We start from the raw sequence: 21,059 nt of genomic DNA on the forward strand, positions 1-21,059 counted from the left end.
AAATAATAAATGAATTGATAAGAAAGTGCGAGAACGGGGACTCGAACCCCGACACCTCTCGGTACTAGATCCTAAGTCTAGCGCGTCTGCCAAATTCCGCCATTCTCGCGATTTTTGATTGTGGGATAAATTTTGCACAAACAGACCACAAATCTCAATTATCATTCGTTTTTATTGAAAAAACGCTTGCAAATATACTCTTACCAGTTTTGCCAAACAAATTGACTTAGAGTAACCTTCATTATCTCAAATCAATTTTTCTTCCCATTCAGCAGATAAGTTTATTATTTCTTATTTTTATAATCAAAATCATATTTAATTACTATCTATTTGTGAGGTATCTCAATGGGGTATCGTTATGTGAAATTTACCTCTGCCGGAGCTGAAAAAAAATTTAATGAGGATTCTTTAGAAGTTATTGAGATGCAGGAAGGCTTACTGTGTTTACTATGTGATGGTGTGGGCGGTGAATATGGTGGAGATCTTGCAGCCAGAATTGCATCAAAATCTGCGATGTATTTTTTTTCAGCAAATGATTCCACAGATTATCTAGAGAGGATCAAATCCACAATTGAAGAGGCGAATACTTTTTTGTTTAATCATTCTCTCAAAACTGTTTCTGAAAAAAATATGGCTACGACAATTGAGCTGATGTTCTTTACAGAAAGTTTTATTTACTGGGCTCACATTGGTGATTCCAGAATATATCATTTGAAATCCCAAAGACTGCATCTGCTGACAAAAGATCATTCGTTGGTACAAAAACTTTTGGATGAAGGATATATTTCCGGAAGTCAGGCTAAAAATCATCCTCAGCGTAATGTTATTATCAATGCACTCGGCGAGCATCAAAATACTCAGCCCGATGTAAGTAAAATAAAAGTTAATGATTTTGAAATAAATAAATTTTTTATCTGTTCAGATGGTGTCTCCAATCTGGTTAGTAATAAGGAATTAGAAGAAATCTTGAATTACACAGATCTGGAGCAGATGAAAACCCAGATAGTTAAGTTAATTAAACAGCGCGGTGCACCGGATGATTATTCTTTTATTATTATAGAAAAAATCAGATGATCGGCAGAAGGATACAAAATTACAAAGTTGTTTCGTTGATTGGTGCCGGTGGCATGGGATCTGTTTACAAAGTTTATGACACTTTACTTGAAAGATATGCTGCATTAAAAATTATAAACATCAATTCATTTCCTAATCATATATTTATCGAGAGATTTAAAAGAGAAGCAAGAAACCAGGCTAATCTTTCACACCCAAATATCGTTTCTGTTTATGAATTCGTACAGGAGAAAGATATCCTTGGAATTGTTATGGAATATATACACGGTCAAACGATTGAAAATATTATCGCAAAGAGCGGGCGGTTTGATTTATATTATGCAACTGAATTATTAGAACAGATTTTAAATGGCATCGAGGCAGCTCACAATTCAGGGTTTATACACAGAGATTTAAAACCTTCCAATATCATTCTTGATCACCAAGGTAATCCGAAAATCATGGATTTTGGAATTTCAAAATCTATTGAAGATATAAAAACTGTTACACAACAAAACTCCAGACCAGGAACGCTTTTATATATGAGTCCTGAACAATTAAGCGGTAATGTCGTCACAATTAAAAGTGATATTTATGCACTTGGAATTACATATTATGAAATGTTGACCGGATATCATCCGTATCAAGTAAGTAATATTTATGAAATTATTGATGCACATGTAAATAAAGTACCTGAAAGATTGACGAGCATTTTACCAGGGATTCCGGATTTTATTGATGAAATAATATTAAGAGCAATTGGTAAAGCAGGTGATAGTTCTTTTCACAATGCTCAGGAATTTAAGGAGGCTCTGAAGCTTGTTTCTAAAATTGATTCTTTTACTTCATCTGGATTAAATCAGTATGTACCCGAAGATGATTACACACCTTTGTTTAATGAAGATGAAGATAAGCCGGAGAAAACAGAATCTAAAGCATTTGGTAGGATTACAAACATTTTACTTATTCTCGTTTTTGTTGTTCTGGCAGTAATAGTATATAATGTAGTTATGAAAACAATAGATGAGTATGAAAAAGATGATATTAACTCGTTAAATTATTCCCAAGATTACACAAAAAATCCGCACTATATTTTATCAACTGATTGGATAGATGTAAAAATTAATACTGATGCCAATCTGAATGCTTTATATTTTACAAATGATTATAATGGTTTTCTTGCAGGAGATTCAGGTATTTTTCTCAAGACTGTTAATTCAGGAGTTGATTGGGAACTGATTAAAACTGCTTACAAGAACAATTTTCTTTCTCTTACACTTTCAGATAATAAAATCTTTGTTGCCGGCTCAAATGGTTTTATAGGAATTTATAATGACAAGAATAAACAATTAAAAAAAATAAATACAGGAATATCAGAATCAATTTTTCAGATCTCCTTCATTTCTGAGTATAATGGATTTGCAGTTGGCTCAAACGGATTGATCTTAAAAACTGAAGATGGAGGACTTACCTGGAACAGAAGGCTTAGTAATGTTTCGGAAAATCTTTTCTCAGTTGATTTTGCTGATGACCTTAACGGAACAATTGTCGGCTGGGATGGAGTTATTCTTAAAACTATAGATGGCGGAGAATCCTGGAGCAGAGTTAAATCTGAGTATAAAAGTTATTTTAAAAGTGTGGTTTTTGTAAATGAGTTTTTAGGTTTTATTGTCGGCGGAAATGGGTTGATACTGAGAACAGAAAATGGCGGTAATAGCTGGAAATCTATAAACTTAAATTCTACTTCTGGTTTGTATAAAATACTTTTTGATAATAATGATAATGGTAACATCATAACTAACAGAGGGGAAGTTTTGCATTCAACAGATGCTGGGAAAAGCTGGAAGATGAAATCTATAGGAAAACCTGTTGTCTTAAATGATATTAAAAAATTAAATTCCGGTAACTATATGATCGCTGGTAATAATGGAAGCTTATTTAAAAGCACTCTTCAAAAGAAATGATGTAATAATCTCGTCACCGATTTTAATCAATTTTATTTATTATGAAATTATTTTATAAACTTAAAACTAATATTTCGTTTATAATCCCAGCAATAATTCTGATACTTATAAATTATTTGTTTACAAAAGTAGCTCTCCTTAATACTTTTGGCTATGAGTTTGCAGCGGTTAATGGATTATTGTTCGTAGTAATTGCAGGATTGTTCACTTTTAACAAAACTCAAAAAGCAGAATTTAATCTGAAAAATATTTTATATAATCTGCTTGTATTTTTTTCGCTACCCCTGATAATCACACTGATCAATTCACTTTTCACGATGTTTTGTTCATTTTGGGATGGATTACTTTTTTATCTTTTAATTGCATTGCCTTCCTTATTACTTGGATTTTCTTTAGCACTGTTAATCGGTTTTTATTTCAAAAGGTTAAAACGAACTATATTTATTTTTACATTAATATGGCTTGTACTTATTCCGGTAGTTGAAATTTACTTTTATCCCCAGATTTATTTTTACTCACCTTTGATTGGTTTCTTCCCTGGTAATATTTATGATGAAGGATTAAGTCCTGATTGGAAATTAGTCTGGCATCAATTAATAGTTTTGTTTTTCAGTATTACGATTGTCAGGCTTATTTATAAAAAACCAAAACCGCTGTTAAACAATAGGAATAAGTTTATAAGCGGAGTAATCCTTTTATTTATTGTATTTCAGTTTCTCTCTCCATTTTTAGGTTTTTCTACTTCATTTTATAAGTTGAATAATATACTTGAAAAAAAAATTGAAACTGAAAACTTTATTCTGCATTACGATAAGCTAACCGATGATGAAGTTGAATACATTTCTTTAAGTCAGGAATATTATTTCTTCATACTTAAAGATTATTTAAAAGTAAGTCCTTCAAAAAAAATAAATGTTTATATTTTTAATAACCGCGAACAGAAGAAAAATCTGTTTGGAGCTGGAAATGCCGATGTAACAAAACCTTGGCAATATACCGCTTACCTGAGTGCTGATTCATGGGATAATACATTGAAGCATGAACTTGTTCATATTTTTTCTGCGGAGTTTGGGACAGGTATTTTTAAATTGGCTGGCGGATTTAATCCTGCACTTATTGAAGGTGTTGCAAAGGCAGTAGAAGGAATATCATATGATTATGAACTGATTGATTTTACTGCGCTGGCATACAATAATAACTATAGATTAAAAATAGTTCCATTATTTAGCGGCTTTAATTTTTTCCGTTCAAATGCTGCATTGGGTTATACATACAGCGGAGCCTTTATTAAATACCTTATTGATAAATACGGTTTAATCAAAGTAAAAGAATTTTATTCAACAAATGATTTTGAATCAGTGTTTAATAAGAAGTTAGAGGATGAAGAGAAATTATTTGAAGAGTATTTATCAATGTTACCGGCTTTTGCTGGACAGGAAATGGCTGATTATTACTTCGGTCGTTTATCTATTATTCAAAAAATATGTCCAAGATTCATTTCTGACAGAATAACAGAAGCTTATAATTATCTTGCTGAAGGTAATTTGAGTAAAGCAGAAAAATTATTTACTGAAGTTAACTATAAAGCAATAGATTATTCAGCCTTGATAGGTCTATCAGAAACTTATCATAAAAAAAAGGAAACTTATAAGGCTATAAAACTTCTGTCAGAAGACAACCTGAAAAAATTTACCAATTCTCCTTACGAATATCTTTTGATGTTAAGATTAGGCGACCTTAATGCTCTTAATGATATGTATCCAATTGCAGGAATAATTTATCAAAAGATTATTGAAAGCAATCCATCTTTTAATCTTGTTTCTTTATCAAAGAATCGTTTAAAACTGCTAGATAAAGATTTACTTAAAACTTATCTCGAAGGTAATGATTCACTAAAATATACGATACTGACTAGCATAAATAAAGATAGTCTTGATTACAATCTGATTCCATCTATCTTAAATCTAAGTAATGGAATGAACATTAATTATAAGCAGATTATAAAAAATTTCAATAAGACTTTTGTTATTGATAATTTAGAAAGCAGTTATGCAGCTTATAAGTTATCTGATTTTATGTTGGCAAATAAAGATTATGCAAATGCAAGAAAATATTCTGCATTAGCATTAAGGTATAAAAACCAGAATCCGTTTTACTTTGCTGTAAAACAAAATTTTAACAAAACAAACTGGTTTTTTAATAATGCAGATAGTTTTATAAATAAAAATATTACAGACACTACGAATGTTATCAATTAATAATCAGTCAATAGAAGAAAAACTGAGTAAGAATCCTGTCCTAATTAAGATTGCTCAGATTGCACAGAGTGAAAACAAAAATGTTTTCGTTGTTGGCGGATTTGTCAGAGATCTGATATTAAAACGTGAAAGAAATGATATTGATATTCTTGTTATTGGAAGCGGAGTTAATTTTGCTAAAACAGTTGCAGAAAAACTGAATATCAGCAATGTTAACTATTTTAAAAATTTTGGCACTGCTCAATTAAGCTTTAATAATATGGATATTGAATTTGTTGGTGCACGAAGGGAATCATACGACCGGAAAACCCGCAAACCTATTGTTGAAGATGGTACTTTTGAAGACGATATAAGCAGACGCGATTTTACAATTAATACTCTGGCTGTTTCACTTAATAAAACAGACTTTGGGAAAGTAATTGATACCTATGATGGTTTGACCGACATAAAAAATCAAATTATAAAAACACCATTAGATCCATTTAAAACTTTTGACGATGATCCTTTAAGAATAATGAGAGCCTTCAGGTTTGCTGCACAATTAAATTTTAAAGTTGAAAAGAATTTAATGAAAGCTGCCTATGATATGCGTCATCGGCTTTCGATAGTTTCTCAGGAAAGAATAACAGATGAATTTTTAAAGATTCTCTCAACTCCGAAACCATCTATTGGATTAAAGCTTTTATTTGATTCGCGGGTACTTGAAATTGTTTTTCCTGAAATAGCAATAATGTCTGGTGTTGATCAGCGAAAAGATTATCATCATAAAGATGTCTTTCTTCATACTTTACAGGTTGTTGATAATATTTGCGAAGAAACTGATAATATTTGGTTAAGATTTGCTGCATTAGTCCATGATATAGCAAAACCTCCTACAAAGAAATTTGTTGAAGGAATAGGATGGACATTTCATGGTCACGAAAATCTTGGTGCAAAAATGATGAAAAAAATATTTCACCGAATGAAATTACCTCTTAATAAATTAGAATATGTTCAAAAGCTCATCACTTTGCATCTGCGTCCGATTGCATTAGCTAAAGAAGAAGTAACAGATTCAGCCATCAGAAGATTGATAGTTCAGGCTGATGATGATCTAGAGGATCTGATTACTTTGTGCAGGGCTGATATTACCAGTAAAAACCCAAATAAAGTTGAAGAGTATCTTGGAAACTATGAACGCGTAATGCAGAAGGTTCGGGATGTTAAAGAACGAGATCAACTCCGTGCCTTTCAATCACCGGTTAGGGGAGAAGAGATTATGCAAATCTGTAATCTTAAACCATCAAAGAAAGTTGGTGAAATAAAAACTGCTATTGAAGAAGCTATTCTTGATGGAAAGATTGGAAATAATTATGAAGAAGCGCTGAGTTATCTGATGAAAATAAAAGACGAGTTTCTTAGCAGGTAACAGACTAAAAACTATATACTAAACCAACAAAATATCTTTTCTCTTCAATCCGAACTATATTATTTTGAATACCCGCTGAAAAATTAATAGGGGACTCATACTGATAATTCTGAATCTTTTTGTTAATTGTAAGATGCTTGTTGATCAACTCCTCATCGCTCAATACTGCAGTAGTATCAGTTTTAGTCTTTTCGCCGGACTTTTTATCGTGGAGTATAGCATAAATAACTATGCCTGCAATTATTGCTGCTCCAGCAATATAGAAAACAGTATTATCATTTGATTCGTTTACATTGATCGGGCTGCCGGAGCCGCCTCCGATCTGTTCAAATATTCTATTAACTTGCTGAGCATCTAAGTTGTTTGTTAAACAAAATATTGTTATAAAAAACATCATTAAGAAAAATTTAGTCTTCATTGATCACATTCTCATAAGTTTATTATTTTCTAAAAAATAATACTGAATTAACAGAATAGTTTCAACAGATAACTTTAACCGATTTTAACAATTTGCAGCAGACTATTCCAAAAAAAATAATGGAGAATATTATTATATCTGCCAACAACTGATTATTCCAGAATCTCTTTATTTATAATTCAAGAATTAGTTCAGAATTACCACAACAACATTTTGCTGAAATCTCATTAAGAGAGCATCATTAACGATTTATTGAAACTATTAGTTACCGTATGTGTAATTATATAACCATCTATAACTAAGCAAACCAGGTTTTAATCAATTAGACTATTTTTGGAATGTTTATTATCAATAAATGATTGGAAATTTTGTAGTATTTTTGAACTGAATTTAGGTTTTAAATAAATCAAGCGGAGAAACAAATGAAATTTTTCTTTTTCTCAATATTACTTTTATTAAATGTCAGCATTTATTCTCAGGATCAGTTATCCTTAAATGAAGCAATAAAAATTGCACTTCAAAAAAACAGCGGACTGCTTACAAATCAGAATAATATGTTAAAAAGTGAATCTGCACTTACTGCAGCTTATGGAAATTTTTTACCCAATCTTGGTGCTTCAGGCAACTGGAATTGGAATAAGAATAAAGGTGATGGTTATGAGGTTGATTCGAGAAGCTGGTCTATTGGAATAAATTCAAGTATAGTTTTATTTGATGGTCTTTCAAATTTTGCTAACCTTTCACAAAGTCAAAACAATTATGAAGCTGTTAAATTATCAATTGAACAGAAAAAACAGGAAGTAATCTTTCAGACTATTAATCTGTACTATGCTATTGTTGAAGCCGAACAGGTACTAAAAGTTAGAGAAGAAGATGTTAAGCAGCAGCAGAAAAATCTTGAAACTATTGAAGAACGGAACAGATTAGGATCTGTTACTAAAGCTGATGTTTATCAACAGCAGGTGCAGCTGGGTAATGCAGAGTTGCAACTGATTCAGCAGAAAAATCTTTTGGAAACCGCTAAAAGTAATTTATTATTTTATCTTGGATTGGATGTTTTAGAGAACTATCAATACTCCGATAGTTTTTCTGAAAGAGAAATTAAAATATTGGATACTGATATCAATACCGATTACGACAAGCTGTCGGAGCTAGTCAAGCAGGCATTAATTAATCGTAGAGATTATCTTGCTCAAAAACTGACCCTGGATTCTTATTATGATAATCTTACAATTGCACGATCAGGACATCTACCATCATTAACTGGAAGAGTAGGTTATGGAACAGATGCTGCCACTCCAAATAATCTTTTTAAAGATCATTCATTTTCTGCTGGACTTACTTTAAGTATTCCACTGTTTTCTGGCTTCTCTACTCATAACTTAATACAAAGTGCTGAAGTTGATGCTATGAATTATGAACTTCAGGTTAAAGACAGCGAAAGATTGATAAAACAAGAAATACAGAAATCTTTTCTGGACCTTGAAGCAGCTAAAAAAGGTTTACTTGTTACTCAAAAAAATGTAAGTGCTGCTGAAGAAAACCTTAAGATTGAACAAGAAAAATACAACCTTGGTGCAGGTAAATTGCTTGATGTTTTAATTGCAAATACTTCTTATCAAAATGCAAAAACTAATTACATAAATTCACAGTTTAATTATATCAAACTAAGTGAAGAACTTAAATATAATCTGGGCACTTTGGATTATAAGTCTTACGAATAAAATTTTAAAACAGGAGAATATCTCAAATGGCAAATGGAAAGAAAAAATCAAAGAAAAAATTATTGATATTTGGAGGACTTGGTTTACTAATTCTTGTTTTGTTGATTGTTGCCTTTATAGGCGGTAGTAAAGAAGAAATCATTTCTGTTCAGATTGAAAAGGTTGTTAACAGAACAATAACACAAACTGTTGCTGCAACCGGAAAGATTAATCCTGAATTTAAAGTTGTGATTAATCCGGAAGTAACCGGCGAGATTGTTGAACTTCCGGTTAAAGAAGGTGACTTTGTTAAAAAAGGTCAGCTTTTAATCAGAATAAAAGGAGATCAATATCAGGCACAGAAGCAAAGATTGGAAGCTAATCTTTTAGCAGCTCAGGCTAACTTGAAAATGAGAGAAGCAGAATTAACAAAAGTAGAACTTGATTATAATCGTGTTCAGGAATTGCATAGCAAAGGTCTTGCAAGTGATTCAGAACTTGAAGCAGCAAAGTCTAATTACTTAACAACAAAAGCCTCATACGAAGCCGCTGAAGCTAATGTGCTGCAAAGTAAAGCTTCGCTGCGGGAAACTCTTGAGATGCTTTATAAAACTACAATCCTATCACCTATGGACGGAGTTGTTACTAAATTAAATGTTGAGGTTGGTGAAAGAGTATTTGGTGCTGGGTTTTCAATGGGTACTGATATTATGACTGTTTCTGATTTAAGAAATATTGAGGCAGTTGTTGATGTTGATGAGAATGATGTTGTTTTGGTTTCAATCGGTGATACAGCAAGGATTCAAGTTGATGCTTTTAAAGACCAGGAATTTATTGGTATAGTATCAGAAATTGGAAATAGTGCCAAGACAACTGGTTTAGGTACGCAAAACGAAGTTGTTAATTTTGAAGTCAAGATAAAACTAATTGATCCCAAGAATTCATTAAGACCTGGAATGAGTTGTACAGCTAATATTGAAACTGAAACAATTCAAAATGTTTTGAGTGTGCCGATACAAAGTGTTACAACAAGAGAAGGCGGTACAAGCAATGATAAAATGTCTGAGAATGAAGGGACAGGTGAATTCCAACAGGTGGAAGAAATTAAAAAAGAAAAAATACATAAGGTAAAAGAAATAGTGTTTCTTGTTGAAAACGGAAAAGCCAAAAAAGTTGAAGTTGAAACCGGCTTAAGTGATGATAACTATATTGCAATCCTAAGCGGCTTAAAAGGCGGCGAAGATGTAGTTTCGGGTAGTTATAAAGCAATCTCCAGAGATTTAAATGATGGCTTGCAAGTTAGAGTGGAAGAAAAAAATAAAAATTTCAATAAGAAATAAACCCGGTAGATGATAATGAACATAATTAATATAGAACATATTGCAAAGGTTTATCAGGTCGGGATGGAGCAGGTTCATGCGCTTAGAGATGTATCTCTTAAGATTAATAAAAATGAATATGTTGCGATCATGGGACCATCAGGCTCTGGTAAATCAACTTTGATGAATATGCTTGGATGTCTTGATACCCCCACATCTGGTGTCTATGATTTTAAAGGTGTTAGTGTTAGTGAAATGACAGACAATGAACTCGCAAGAATCAGAAATAAAGAAATTGGATTTGTCTTTCAGACATTTAATCTGCTTGCAAGATCAGATGCTGTGCATAATGTAGAGCTGCCTCTGATTTATGCAGGTATTCCATCTGCTGAAAGAAAAGAAAGAGCCAGACAAGCTTTAATTGATGTGGGTCTTGGTGACCGGATGCACCACAAACCTAATGAGCTTTCCGGCGGGCAAAGACAAAGAGTTGCTATCGCCAGGGCTTTGGTTACTAATCCGGCTATTATTCTTGCCGATGAACCGACAGGTAATCTTGATTCAAAAACCGGAGAAGAAATTATGGCACTTTTTCTGGAAATTCATGAAAAAGGAAATACTATAATTCTTGTAACCCACGAAGAGTACATTGCCGAACATGCTATGCGTATTTTAAGATTAAGAGATGGTTTGATTGAGAAAGATGAAGTAGTAGAGAGAAGATACATTCCAAAAGTAAGAGAAACTATTTTGTGAAAAAAGATTTCAATCTGTTTCTTGTTTTAAGTAGAATAATTCAGATTGAATTTTATATTCAAAGGAAAAGTGAATATGACATCAATGCTTTTAGAATTAAGTGAAGGACTGTCAATTGCCTGGCGAGCAATTAAAGCGAATAAAATTCGTGCGATACTTACTATGCTGGGAATTTTTATTGGTGTAACAGCAGTAGTGCTTATGTCAACTGCAATAAAAGGGATTGATAATTCACTTCAGCAAGGGGTTAGTTCGCTTGGTTCTGATGTATTATACATTGATAAATGGGCATGGTTCTCAAATGAAGAATGGTGGAGGATGCGTAATCGAAAGAACATCGTAATGGATGATTATTACAAGTTTAAAGATTTAGCAAAGATGCCTTTAGCTATTGCACCTGTTTCTAATTCTGTGCAAACTATAAAATATGGTGACAGAAAAGTTGAAAATGTTTTTCTCACAGGTTCAAATGCAGATTATGTGAAAACAACTAATTTTGATTTTAGTGCAGGCAGATTTTTCAGTGAAATTGAATCTGATGGTTCAAGAAATGTTGCAGTAGTTGGAAGTGAAATTAGTAGTAAATTATTTCCCAGAGGAGATGCTTTAGATAAGACTATTAAAATTGGTCCGGTAAATTATAAAATTGTTGGTGTTTTGGCAGAACAGGGCAGCACACTTTTAGGAGCGTTCAATCCGGATAATCAGGTCTTTGTTCCTCTCGGAACAATATTTAAATATTTTTCCTCCAGACACATGAGATCAATTACTATTAATGTGCGTGCAGCAAGTCCTGAAATGTTAGAAGCAACTAAGGATGAAGCAGAGGGAATTATGAGAAAGATCAGAGGTTTAGCACATAACGAACCAAATGATTTTTCAATTAATCAGCAGGAAGGATTAACAAGCTTTTTTGATTCAATTACAATTGTTATAAAGATAGCCGGATTATTTATTACCGGATTATCTCTTTTTGTAGGTGCGGTTGGAATTATGAATATTATGTTTGTTTCAGTTAAGGAAAGAACAAGAGAAATCGGATTAAGAAAAGCAATCGGTGCTACACGTAGAACAATACTTACACAGTTTTTATTGGAGTCATCTGTCATTTGCCTGATTGGAGGTATAATTGGACTAATAGCTGCTATACTTTTAAGTTTTATGCTTAATCAGTTCTTTCCAACTTCAGTTCAGTATGATGTAGTTATTTTGGCTATTGTTATTTCATTGTTAACAGGAGTTGTCTCCGGATTGGCACCTGCTTATACTGCAGCTAAGCTAGATCCCGTTGATGCGCTGAGGTATGAGTAGAGCGGAGTAATGGAGAGTGGAGTTTTGAATAATAGAATGAGAAAAAATGAAAGAACACACTAAAAGAAGAAATTTGAATCGTGGTTATATAAAGCTGGAAGTTTGGAATGATGCAATCAGTTTATTCAAATTAACTCATAATCTTGTGAATAAAATTTCAAACCTTGATTACAAATTAAAAGCTCAAATTTTGGATGCGGCTCAGTCTATCTCATCTAACATTGCTGAAGGTGATGGAAGAAAATCAATAAATGAGTATTTATATTTTCTTAATATTAGTTTAGGTTCTTCTGCAGTATTATTAACTCGGATAATTGGACTAAAAGAGATTGATTTAATAAATGTAAATGATTTTGAGGAATTTGATTCAAAACATTATGAAAAAACATTATGAAGTTGAAAACAAACTACTCAGTTTAGTGAAATCACTTCAAACAAAACAATCAAACGGAACTTGGGATAATCTAGTTCACGAACAAGAAGTTGAGTATGGAACAAATTCCATAACTCCAACTATCCATCATTCCACTTGAATGATGCAGAGATTTAAAAAGGTATTTAAAATGAAAATAAATCAAATACTTGCAATTTCACTTCAATCTTTGAAGAGCAACAGACTTAGAACTTTCTTGACAATACTTGGTGTAGTTGTTGGTATTTTTTCAATTATTGTGATAATGACTATACTAAGTATGCTGCAAAACAGCATTGATGAAGGACTATCAAGTCTTAGCAAAAATACTTTTCAAATACAAAAGCACGATAATGTTTTTGGCGGCGGTCCACAGATGCGTGATAGAAACAGAAAAGATATAACCATTGAAGAAGGTGAAAGATTAAGAGACATGCTTACTCAAGCTAAATATGTTGGAGTTGAACAATGGCAGTTTGGTATTGTTGTTAAGTATGGTAATAAAGAAACTAATCCAAATATTTCTGTTGCAGGTGTAAATACAGACGCGATGAAAACAAATGATTGGAATGTTGAAGAAGGAAGAGATTTCCGTGAAAGTGATATTACTCATAGTGCCAATGTTTGTTTGATATTTCACCCAATTGCTGAAAAGCTTTTCCCAAACAGCAATCCGATTGGTAAGGAAATCAGAGTAGATGGAAGAGCAATGCGGGTAATTGGTTTAATTGAGCCGCAAACTGCTCTGTTTGGACAAAGCCGGGATAACTATGTTATTGTACCTATTACAACCTGGCAATCTATGTATGGCAAATATGGACGTTCGGTTAACCTTACTGTTATGTCTCAAAGTAAAGAAGATTATAATCAGGTTATTGAAGCTGCAACCGGCTATATGAGAACGATCAGAAAAGTTGCACCGGGTGAACCAAATGATTTTTACATTTTCAGTAATGAGTCAATGATTGAACAAACTGATCAGATTACAGGTCCGATTAAACTTATTGCACTGGCAATTTCTTTAATTGCATTGATAGCGGCTGGTGTTGGTATAATGAATATTATGTTGGTTTCAGTTACTGAAAGAACAAGAGAAATTGGAATTAGAAAAGCACTTGGTGCTCGGAAGTTGTGGATATTAATCCAATTTCTGTTTGAAGCAATTATTCTTTGTCTGCTTGGTGGAATATTGGGAATAATAATTGGCGTTAGTATAGGTAACTTTGCTGGAAGTTTGTTAAATGCTCAGACAGCTATACCATGGGATTGGGTATTTATTGGTTTGACTATGTGTGTTGCAGTTGGAGTTATCTTTGGAACTTATCCAGCTTATAAGGCTTCAAACTTAGATCCGATTGAAGCGCTGCGATATGAATAAAATGGAGTAGTGGAGTTTTGAAGTAATGGAGAGAATGATAAAAAGTTCTTCTTATATTTCAACACTCCAGCATTCCATCGCTCCTTTTTTAAAAACTCAAATCGATTTGTAAACTAAACCTGTTATCCAGATTTCCAATTATTTGGTTGTCTCCCGAACTGAGAAAAGTTGCATCTGGTTTATAAGTTTCAGAATATTTTGCAGAGACTGTTATCAGATTTATTGGTTTATATCTTATCAAAAAATACCAGCGGATTCCTTTTCCATACATAGCTAAATTTGGCATTACTCCAACAAGATCGTTTTCAAATTCGTAAACAGCGGAATTAAATGAATCTGTGTGAAAGAAAATAATTCTACCATATACAACAAATTTTTTTAAGAACAAAAACCTTGCTTCCTGAAAAATTAATAATCCATTTTCAGTTTTATTAGCTGAACGAATTAAAAAATTATTGTATTCAATCCGGGTTCTAAGTCTAAGTAGATTATTAGTTTCATAAATCAATTCAGTTCGTGCGGTTTGTTTTAATCTTCTCACTATCTTGTTTTCATCATCAATTATTTCTGTAATCTCTTTATTCTCATATTTATATCTTAATTTTATTTCAAAGCCCCGGCTAAAACTTGTTAAGAAATCTATCAGTAGTTCATCACCTTCGCTTGAAAGAGAATTTTCATATGTTTTATATGGAAATTTGAATATGTCATAATATAAATTAATTATTCCTATGTTGGATTTTAATTTAACACCAGAATAAAAACCGACTTCATTATTCGTCTTTCCGGAACGTTCTCCAAAACCAAAACCAAACAGGTTTTTATAATTTCTTGGATATGACCTTATAGCAGTTGTGAAGATAAGATTTTTTGATGCTGCAAATTGTAATCCATTGTGTGAAGCAACAGAAGTCTGATCATAAGAAGCTTCTCCGAACAAAGAAAATTTGTAATAATTTATATTGTAGTAAACAGATAAGTAATTGAAGTTTTGCCCTGATAAATCATACAGCGAACTGTATTCTAATGGTTTATCAAACTTTACCTTATAATAAATTGCACCCACATTAAAAATATTTGCAGCTCTGTAATCAAATGATCCCCCATAAAATATCTGCTGAGCAGAATTTTTCTTTGCTATTTCTGTTGTTGTCCGATGAAATCCTGTTTTACTGATTGTAATAATTTCGTTTGATTCTTCATTTATGCTGGCATCAATATTATAATTTGAATAAAATCCTGTCAGCCGAAAGTTGTTAAATTGAATAGTTGAAGCAGCACCTCTAAAAAAGTTATATTCAGCAGCACTTGTATAAGGTCTGATAAATCTGGAACTCTTTTTAACCGGAAAAACTGCATCTGCTCCTTTGGAAAAACCGAATGGACTCCATAATGCTAATCCTTGTCCAAGCTCAATAGTGTAATCACCTATTATTAAATTATTTATAAAACCTGCATCCTTCATCTGAAAATGAAAAGAAGAAAAATCGGTATGTAATACTTCTCCCGGGTCCTTTTCAATCAGTACACCTGCCTGAAAATTTCTATCGTATTTTATTTGAAATCTGTTATAAGTTTTAATTTTTGATCCTGCAAATCTTTGATTTGAAAATCCTCGTCTCGTTTGTAAATCATTTGATATTCTGCTTCTGAGAGTTGTCCTGAATTTTGAATAGAATGGAATTGAATATTCATCAGATTCAGAAAATTGCTCCTGATCAAATTTATTTTCTACTATTAAAAATGGGATGATCTGTCCGATAAGATTTTTGTCTAAATCTCTAACTGCAAATAATTCATTTACAGAATAGAAATATCCGAATTTATCTCTGTGATTAATTATTTTTTCAGCAGAGACATTATCCATCCCCGGAATTTTGGTTAACTCAAAAATATCTGCTTTGTTCAGGTCTATTGGATTAGTAATTATATCTTCAACATAATCATAAAGGTCTTCATCCTCGGATTCACTTTCTGTTTCTATTAAAACATCATCAAGAATTTCTTCAGTCTTCAAAACAGTACTATCAATTTGTGCATAAGCAGGAATAATAATTGCAGTTAAAAAAATAGTTGTAAATAAATATCTCAATTATTCTATCCCAAGATATTTCCGGATGGATTTGTTTCTATTGTCTTCGCGTCCAAAGCTTACAATAATTCCCGCTTGATGAGTAAAACCAAGACTATTATGACTGAACATTGCATAATCAAAACTATAGTTCAGATAGTTGATTCCAATACCTGCACTGAATCTTGATGGTTCATTTGAAAATCCGGTCCTGAAAGAAATGTACTCAATTATATCGTAAATAATTCCGAACTGAAATGATGCTTTATACTTTATATCTTTATTTACAGAAAAGTTTAGGTTTAATTCTTCAACCACATCATAAGAAAGTCCGGCATCAATAACTACAGGTATCTGATTATTCGAATTGCTATATGATGCACGATTTATATTATGCAGATAAAAACCTAATCTAAGATCATTTGCTACGTATGCTAATCCGCCAAGATTTAAAAATAATACTCCATCATTACCATAATTTTTTATTGATACTGTTTGATAATTAATTGCCGCACCAAAAAAGAACTTGCCGGTAAGGTTATATGAATATCCAAGTGCAATTCTTGTCTCACGAAAAAGATCAAATCCATAAGTCATTCCACCTAATGAAAAAGAACCAACACTTGTGGGTTCATGATATGCTATAAAACCGTTTGAAAGCTCTGTTAAACCAAAAGGAGCAGGGGAATAAAAAATCCCAACTTCTCTCCAGTTCATCTGAGATAATCCCGCAGGATTGTTGAAAATGCTGAACACATCGTTACTTAATGCAACATCTGAATTAGATATGGAAATTTGCTTTGCACCGGGATTATACTGAGAATATGCACTAAAAGTTAATAGGTAAATTATTATAATTGTGATGGATTGTTTCATAAACTCCAAACTTTATAGGTCGAGTATATCTAAATTCATATTTTAAGTCAAATAAAAGATTTTAAGGATTAAAATGAGATATTGGATTTTTGTTTTATTGTTTCCTTTTACATTAACTTTTGCACAGGAGTTACATTGTAAAGTAACTGTAAACTATGAAGGTTTAGCAGTAATCAACCGCGAGCGGTTAATTGACTTTGCAGGTATAGTTGAGACTTATATGAATACAACTCAGTTTACTCCTGATCCGTGGAATGGAGAAAAAATAGAATGTTCATTTAATATTTTTTTTACTGGTGTTGCAAATGAAACTGATTATTCTGCTCAGATGGTAATTGTTTCAACAAGACCAGTGTATAAATCCACAAGGCAGACTCCGATGCTTACAATCAACGACGCAAACTGGACATTCAGATATTTACCTAATCAACCTCTGATTGCTAATCAGGCAATCTTTGATCCTCTCACAAGCTTTTTAGATTTTTATGCCAATATAATTATTGGCTTTGATTGGGAAACCTGGGCAGAACTTGGAGGCACACCGTACTTTAATAAAGCTCTTGATATTATAAATTTAAGTATCAGCAGTCCGTTTAAAAAAGGCTGGGAACAAAGCAGTGCTTCTTATTCAAAATGGGGCTTATGCAATGATCTTCTAAGTGATAGATTTCGTCCTTTCAGAGAAGCTTTTTATGAATATCATTACGGAGTAGATGAATATCAGATTCGTAAAAAAAATGCACAGGATAAATTGGTCAATATGATTAGTACACTTGAGGATATGCAGAAGAAGGTTGGTTTTGCTAATAGCGTATTAATTAAACAATTCTTTGATATAAAATACGGTGAATTTATCGAGCTGCTTCGGGATTATCCGGACTTATCAGTATTTACAAGACTGAAAAAAATTGATCCTTCACATGCTTCTAAATATGATGAGGCAATGAAATAGATTATTTAAGTTCAACACTTAGAATTTTATCATTTTCAGTTATAGAAAAAACTATTTCTAAACCGTTGATTACTTTACCAAACAGAGTATATCTTCTATTTAGATGCGGATAAGAACCTTGCATTATAAAAAACTGTGAGCTTTCAGTATCTTTACCGGCACTTGCCATTCCTACATATCCTGTGTTAAAATTTTTATCGGAAAATTCAGAGATAATATCATATCCTGGTCCGCCCCAGCCGGTTGAAGTTGGATCCCCAGCCTGAATTACAAAACCGGGCACAACACGATGAAAAACTATTTTATTAAAAAAATTTTCTTTTACAAGCGTGCAAAAATTTGCAACTGAAACAGGTGCAACTTCAGAATCAAATTCAATTTCAATATTACCTTTGGTTGTCTTTATAATTGCTTTTTCATACTTAAAAGCATTTGTCCATATCTCTTCAAACTTATCTAATTCTTTAAAGCCGATATTATGATCTTCGGTTTTATTTGAAACAAATCTCCTGATAGAATAAAGCTTTGATAACTTTACATTATTAATTATTTCAGTATAAAAATCCTGATCAATTTTTTCTGAGAGATTAACTAAAGAAATTACAGCTTCAAGGTAATCTGATTTATCCTTGAAACTATTAATTTGATTAAAGATTAAGTCCTTTAACTCTCTTTTATTTTTTGCTACAAAATCCACATCAATTGCATCAGCAGCAATTGAAATCAAGGGAGCGAAAGATGATTGTAAAGCGGATAAAATAACTTGTTTTAATTCAATAGTTTCATATACTTTATCCTTGATACTAAGCATTAAAGAAAGAAGAGTTATCCGGTCTAATGAATCTGATGTTGAAAAATAAGAATCGTATAATAATTTGAATGCATTATTTAGATCAGGATTTTTTGCATAAAATCTATAACAATATTTTTTGCCAAGTTTAATATGATTTAATAATTTTTTATGATCCTCATAATTGCCAAACAACTCAAATTTGGATAAGAAAAGTTCACCAATAAAATCCGCTGATCTTGTTATATCAAACATCATACTATCAGTTTCACTTTTGATAAAAGACTTTAATACATCGTTTAAAAATGGCTTAATGTTTTTTATAGATATCGCTGATTGTAAAGCTGCATTTGGATTACTATCATTTAAGAAACTTAAGTATAATTTAATATTTTCAGCAGGGAATGAATTTAAATTAGTTCCTAATAGATGCAGCACTTTAATAAGTTGAATTTTTGCTGAGAAGTCTGTTGAATTTAAAATACCCGATAAGTTTAAGCTAGCAATTTCTAAACTGTTTTTATTATTGATATTCATTAAAACAAATGTTAAAAACTGATCATCTTCTCTTGCAAAATCAGAGTTGAGCAATTCTCCTATATTATCTTTGCTCAGGTTATTATCTCCGTATCTTGCTAATGTAAATAAAGCCTGCTTGATTCTGTTTTTTGTTGAAAGCGGATGTGTAATTTCAATTTCTAAAATTGCTTTTGCTTCTTCACTTTTTATTCCGCGAATTTGAAATTGAAGTATGCCTTCAGCTATTCCTTCATAAGGGAAAAGGGATTTTCTATATGATTTATAATAATCGATCAGTTTTTTAAAATCATTCTGATTCCCGATTTTACCAATTGTATAAAAAATATCACCAAAGAAATTTTCAGACACAGGGGCTTGCAGATTATCCCATAAAAAATTCAGTGATTGTTCGCTTCTACCGATTTGCCCAAGAGCAAAACAAACATCACTGCCATAATGCAACATATCAAGCTTAATTAAATCAGGGACTAAAGTAGTATCTTCACTATGAGCTATTGAGAGGATTGCTGAGTGTATTTTTCTTTCATCATCGGTATGTAAATATTTAGAGATAATATTTTTATCAAAACTTCTTTCGTAAGTTGTTTTGATAAGGTCATGCATAGTGGAATTATACTGAGCAATTATAAGATTACTCAGGACAACTAGAATACAGATGACTCTCATTTACTTTTCACAGACTCAATTTTGATCAAAGTCGGATTGCCAGATTCTATACTTTTTATAGATTTCACCATTTAAAATTTCTGCACCTCTATTCATCATTTCATTATCTTCCAAAATCCAGCTTGCTTCACCCAGATCAATTCCGAGTGCGTGTGCACGGTTAACAATTTCCCAGTAAAAAACTGCATCAAGTCCTTTTTTCTGATGTTCGGGTATTATGCCGAGAGTGATAATTCTTGACCAGGTAATATTCTTTTTTTGAGTAAAAAGTTTTAAAAAATTAAATGGTAAAAGTCTTCCATTCATATTTTTAAATATCTGATTATAATCAAGCATTACTAAAGAAAAGCCGACTAACTGATTATTTATTTCTCCGAATAGAATTAATGATGGTTCTGCTAGTTGTTTAAGATCTTTTGCCATAGCATCAATTTGCGCTCCAGTCATTGGAATAAATCCCCAATTTGGTGCCCAGGCTTTATTGTACACTATCTTTACTTTCTCAAGTTCTTTTTGGAAATGTTTCATGTCTAATTGGGTGATCTTTAATTTATAACGATCTCTTGCAATTTGTTGAACTCTTTTTACTTTTTCGGAAGACATTACTTTATGATTTTCTAATTTGTAAGCATAAAGATCTTTGGCTTTCGACATTCCATAATTTTCACATAATGTAAGGTAATATTTTGGATTATAAGTCATTAATAATCTTGGTGAATCATCAAACCCTTCCAAAAGCATTCCCCATTCATCGTTACTTGAAGGATTAGCTGGTCCTAACATTCTAGTCAATCCTTTATCTTTCAGCCAGTTCTTTGCAGTATCAAAAAGAGCATTTGCAATCTGTTGATCATTTATAGATTCGAAGAATCCCCAAAATCCTGAATTATCTTTATGAAGTTTCAGATGTGTATCGTTTTTAATTGCTGCAATTCTGCCAACGATTTGGTTATTTTTATACGCAATAAAATAATCTGCTGAAGCATCCTGAAAGAATGGATTTTTATCTTTATTCAACAGAGTTTTTCTTTCCATAATTAAAGGCGGAACCCAATAAGGGTCATTTTTATAAAAATTCCATTGACATTTAATAAATGTATTTAGATCTGATTTCGATTCAACTTTTTTGATTATTATATCTTGCATAAACTTTCCTTAATAAAAAAAAGCATACCCGTCATTGA

At 32.0% G+C, this 21,059-nt stretch carries 17 protein-coding genes and 1 tRNA gene; 12 read left to right on the forward strand and 6 right to left on the reverse strand.

What is annotated here, in order from left to right:
• Positions 1 to 26: 26 nt before the first annotated feature.
• Positions 27 to 109 (reverse strand) — tRNA-Leu (locus ROY99_09390).
• A gap of 236 nt (positions 110 to 345) precedes the next feature.
• On the opposite strand from ROY99_09390, the gene ROY99_09395 reads away from it, so the two are divergent.
• Genes ROY99_09395 through ROY99_09410 form a run of 4 tightly spaced genes read left to right on the forward strand, consistent with a single transcriptional unit; the run spans position 346 to position 6,683 of the window.
• Positions 346 to 1,074, forward strand: a complete 729-nt coding sequence (locus tag ROY99_09395; protein MDT3696594.1) for a protein phosphatase 2C domain-containing protein — start codon at positions 346 to 348, stop codon at positions 1,072 to 1,074.
• On the forward strand, positions 1,071 to 3,017 hold the full coding sequence (locus tag ROY99_09400) for a YCF48-related protein (protein ID MDT3696595.1): 1,947 nt from the start codon (positions 1,071 to 1,073) through the stop codon (positions 3,015 to 3,017). The genes ROY99_09395 and ROY99_09400 overlap by 4 nt, the downstream gene beginning before the upstream one ends.
• Positions 3,018 to 3,058: 41 nt before the next feature.
• Entirely contained in the window at positions 3,059 to 5,275 is a 2,217-nt protein-coding gene (locus ROY99_09405) for a hypothetical protein (GenBank protein ID MDT3696596.1), read from the forward strand.
• On the forward strand, positions 5,262 to 6,683 hold the full coding sequence (locus ROY99_09410; protein MDT3696597.1) for a CCA tRNA nucleotidyltransferase: 1,422 nt from the start codon (positions 5,262 to 5,264) through the stop codon (positions 6,681 to 6,683). The genes ROY99_09405 and ROY99_09410 overlap by 14 nt, the downstream gene beginning before the upstream one ends.
• Positions 6,684 to 6,687: 4 nt before the next feature.
• Here the strand turns inward: ROY99_09410 and ROY99_09415 are convergent, their stop codons facing one another.
• Positions 6,688 to 7,101 (reverse strand): hypothetical protein, encoded by a 414-nt coding sequence (locus ROY99_09415; GenBank protein MDT3696598.1) that lies wholly within the window; start codon positions 7,099 to 7,101, stop codon positions 6,688 to 6,690.
• 422 nt (positions 7,102 to 7,523) lie between these two features.
• Between ROY99_09415 and ROY99_09420 the strand changes: the two genes are divergently transcribed.
• From ROY99_09420 to ROY99_09450, 7 genes are all read left to right on the forward strand, one after another.
• Positions 7,524 to 8,825 (forward strand): TolC family protein, encoded by a 1,302-nt coding sequence (locus ROY99_09420; GenBank protein MDT3696599.1) that lies wholly within the window; start codon positions 7,524 to 7,526, stop codon positions 8,823 to 8,825.
• A gap of 26 nt (positions 8,826 to 8,851) precedes the next feature.
• Positions 8,852 to 10,144 carry an efflux RND transporter periplasmic adaptor subunit gene (locus ROY99_09425; GenBank protein MDT3696600.1) on the forward strand — a complete coding sequence of 431 codons (1,293 nt, stop codon included), beginning with the start codon at positions 8,852 to 8,854 and terminating at the stop codon, positions 10,142 to 10,144.
• A gap of 15 nt (positions 10,145 to 10,159) precedes the next feature.
• On the forward strand, positions 10,160 to 10,879 hold the full coding sequence (locus ROY99_09430) for an ABC transporter ATP-binding protein (protein MDT3696601.1): 720 nt from the start codon (positions 10,160 to 10,162) through the stop codon (positions 10,877 to 10,879).
• 75 nt (positions 10,880 to 10,954) lie between these two features.
• Positions 10,955 to 12,190 (forward strand): ABC transporter permease, encoded by a 1,236-nt coding sequence (locus ROY99_09435; protein MDT3696602.1) that lies wholly within the window; start codon positions 10,955 to 10,957, stop codon positions 12,188 to 12,190.
• Between the two features lie 46 nt (positions 12,191 to 12,236).
• Complete coding sequence (locus ROY99_09440) at positions 12,237 to 12,584, forward strand: four helix bundle protein (GenBank protein ID MDT3696603.1); 348 nt, start codon at positions 12,237 to 12,239, stop codon at positions 12,582 to 12,584.
• Positions 12,568 to 12,723, forward strand: coding sequence for a hypothetical protein (locus ROY99_09445; GenBank protein MDT3696604.1), 156 nt, complete (start codon positions 12,568 to 12,570; stop codon positions 12,721 to 12,723). The genes ROY99_09440 and ROY99_09445 overlap by 17 nt, the downstream gene beginning before the upstream one ends.
• A gap of 30 nt (positions 12,724 to 12,753) precedes the next feature.
• Positions 12,754 to 13,980 carry an ABC transporter permease gene (locus ROY99_09450; GenBank protein MDT3696605.1) on the forward strand — a complete coding sequence of 409 codons (1,227 nt, stop codon included), beginning with the start codon at positions 12,754 to 12,756 and terminating at the stop codon, positions 13,978 to 13,980.
• Between the two features lie 88 nt (positions 13,981 to 14,068).
• Here the strand turns inward: ROY99_09450 and ROY99_09455 are convergent, their stop codons facing one another.
• Together ROY99_09455 and ROY99_09460 are read right to left on the reverse strand one after the other, a co-directional pair.
• Positions 14,069 to 16,072 (reverse strand): helix-hairpin-helix domain-containing protein, encoded by a 2,004-nt coding sequence (locus tag ROY99_09455; GenBank protein MDT3696606.1) that lies wholly within the window; start codon positions 16,070 to 16,072, stop codon positions 14,069 to 14,071.
• The gene (locus tag ROY99_09460; protein MDT3696607.1) at positions 16,073 to 16,927 is read right to left on the reverse strand and encodes a hypothetical protein; all 855 of its coding nucleotides are present in this window, start codon (positions 16,925 to 16,927) and stop codon (positions 16,073 to 16,075) included.
• Between the two features lie 73 nt (positions 16,928 to 17,000).
• Between ROY99_09460 and ROY99_09465 the strand changes: the two genes are divergently transcribed.
• Positions 17,001 to 17,879, forward strand: coding sequence for a DUF4835 family protein (locus ROY99_09465; GenBank protein ID MDT3696608.1), 879 nt, complete (start codon positions 17,001 to 17,003; stop codon positions 17,877 to 17,879).
• Position 17,880: 1 nt separating this feature from the next.
• Here the strand turns inward: ROY99_09465 and ROY99_09470 are convergent, their stop codons facing one another.
• Both ROY99_09470 and ROY99_09475 read right to left on the reverse strand, forming a co-directional pair.
• Entirely contained in the window at positions 17,881 to 19,875 is a 1,995-nt protein-coding gene (locus tag ROY99_09470; protein MDT3696609.1) for a peptidylprolyl isomerase, read from the reverse strand.
• A gap of 15 nt (positions 19,876 to 19,890) precedes the next feature.
• Positions 19,891 to 21,021: a hypothetical protein gene (locus ROY99_09475; protein MDT3696610.1), complete on the reverse strand. Its 1,131-nt coding sequence runs from the start codon at positions 21,019 to 21,021 to the stop codon at positions 19,891 to 19,893.
• Between the last annotated feature and the right edge of the window lie 38 nt (positions 21,022 to 21,059).

The sequence above is a fragment of the Ignavibacterium sp. genome (assembly GCA_032027145.1).
In the GTDB taxonomy this organism is placed as follows: Bacteria; Bacteroidota; Ignavibacteria; order Ignavibacteriales; family Ignavibacteriaceae; genus IGN3.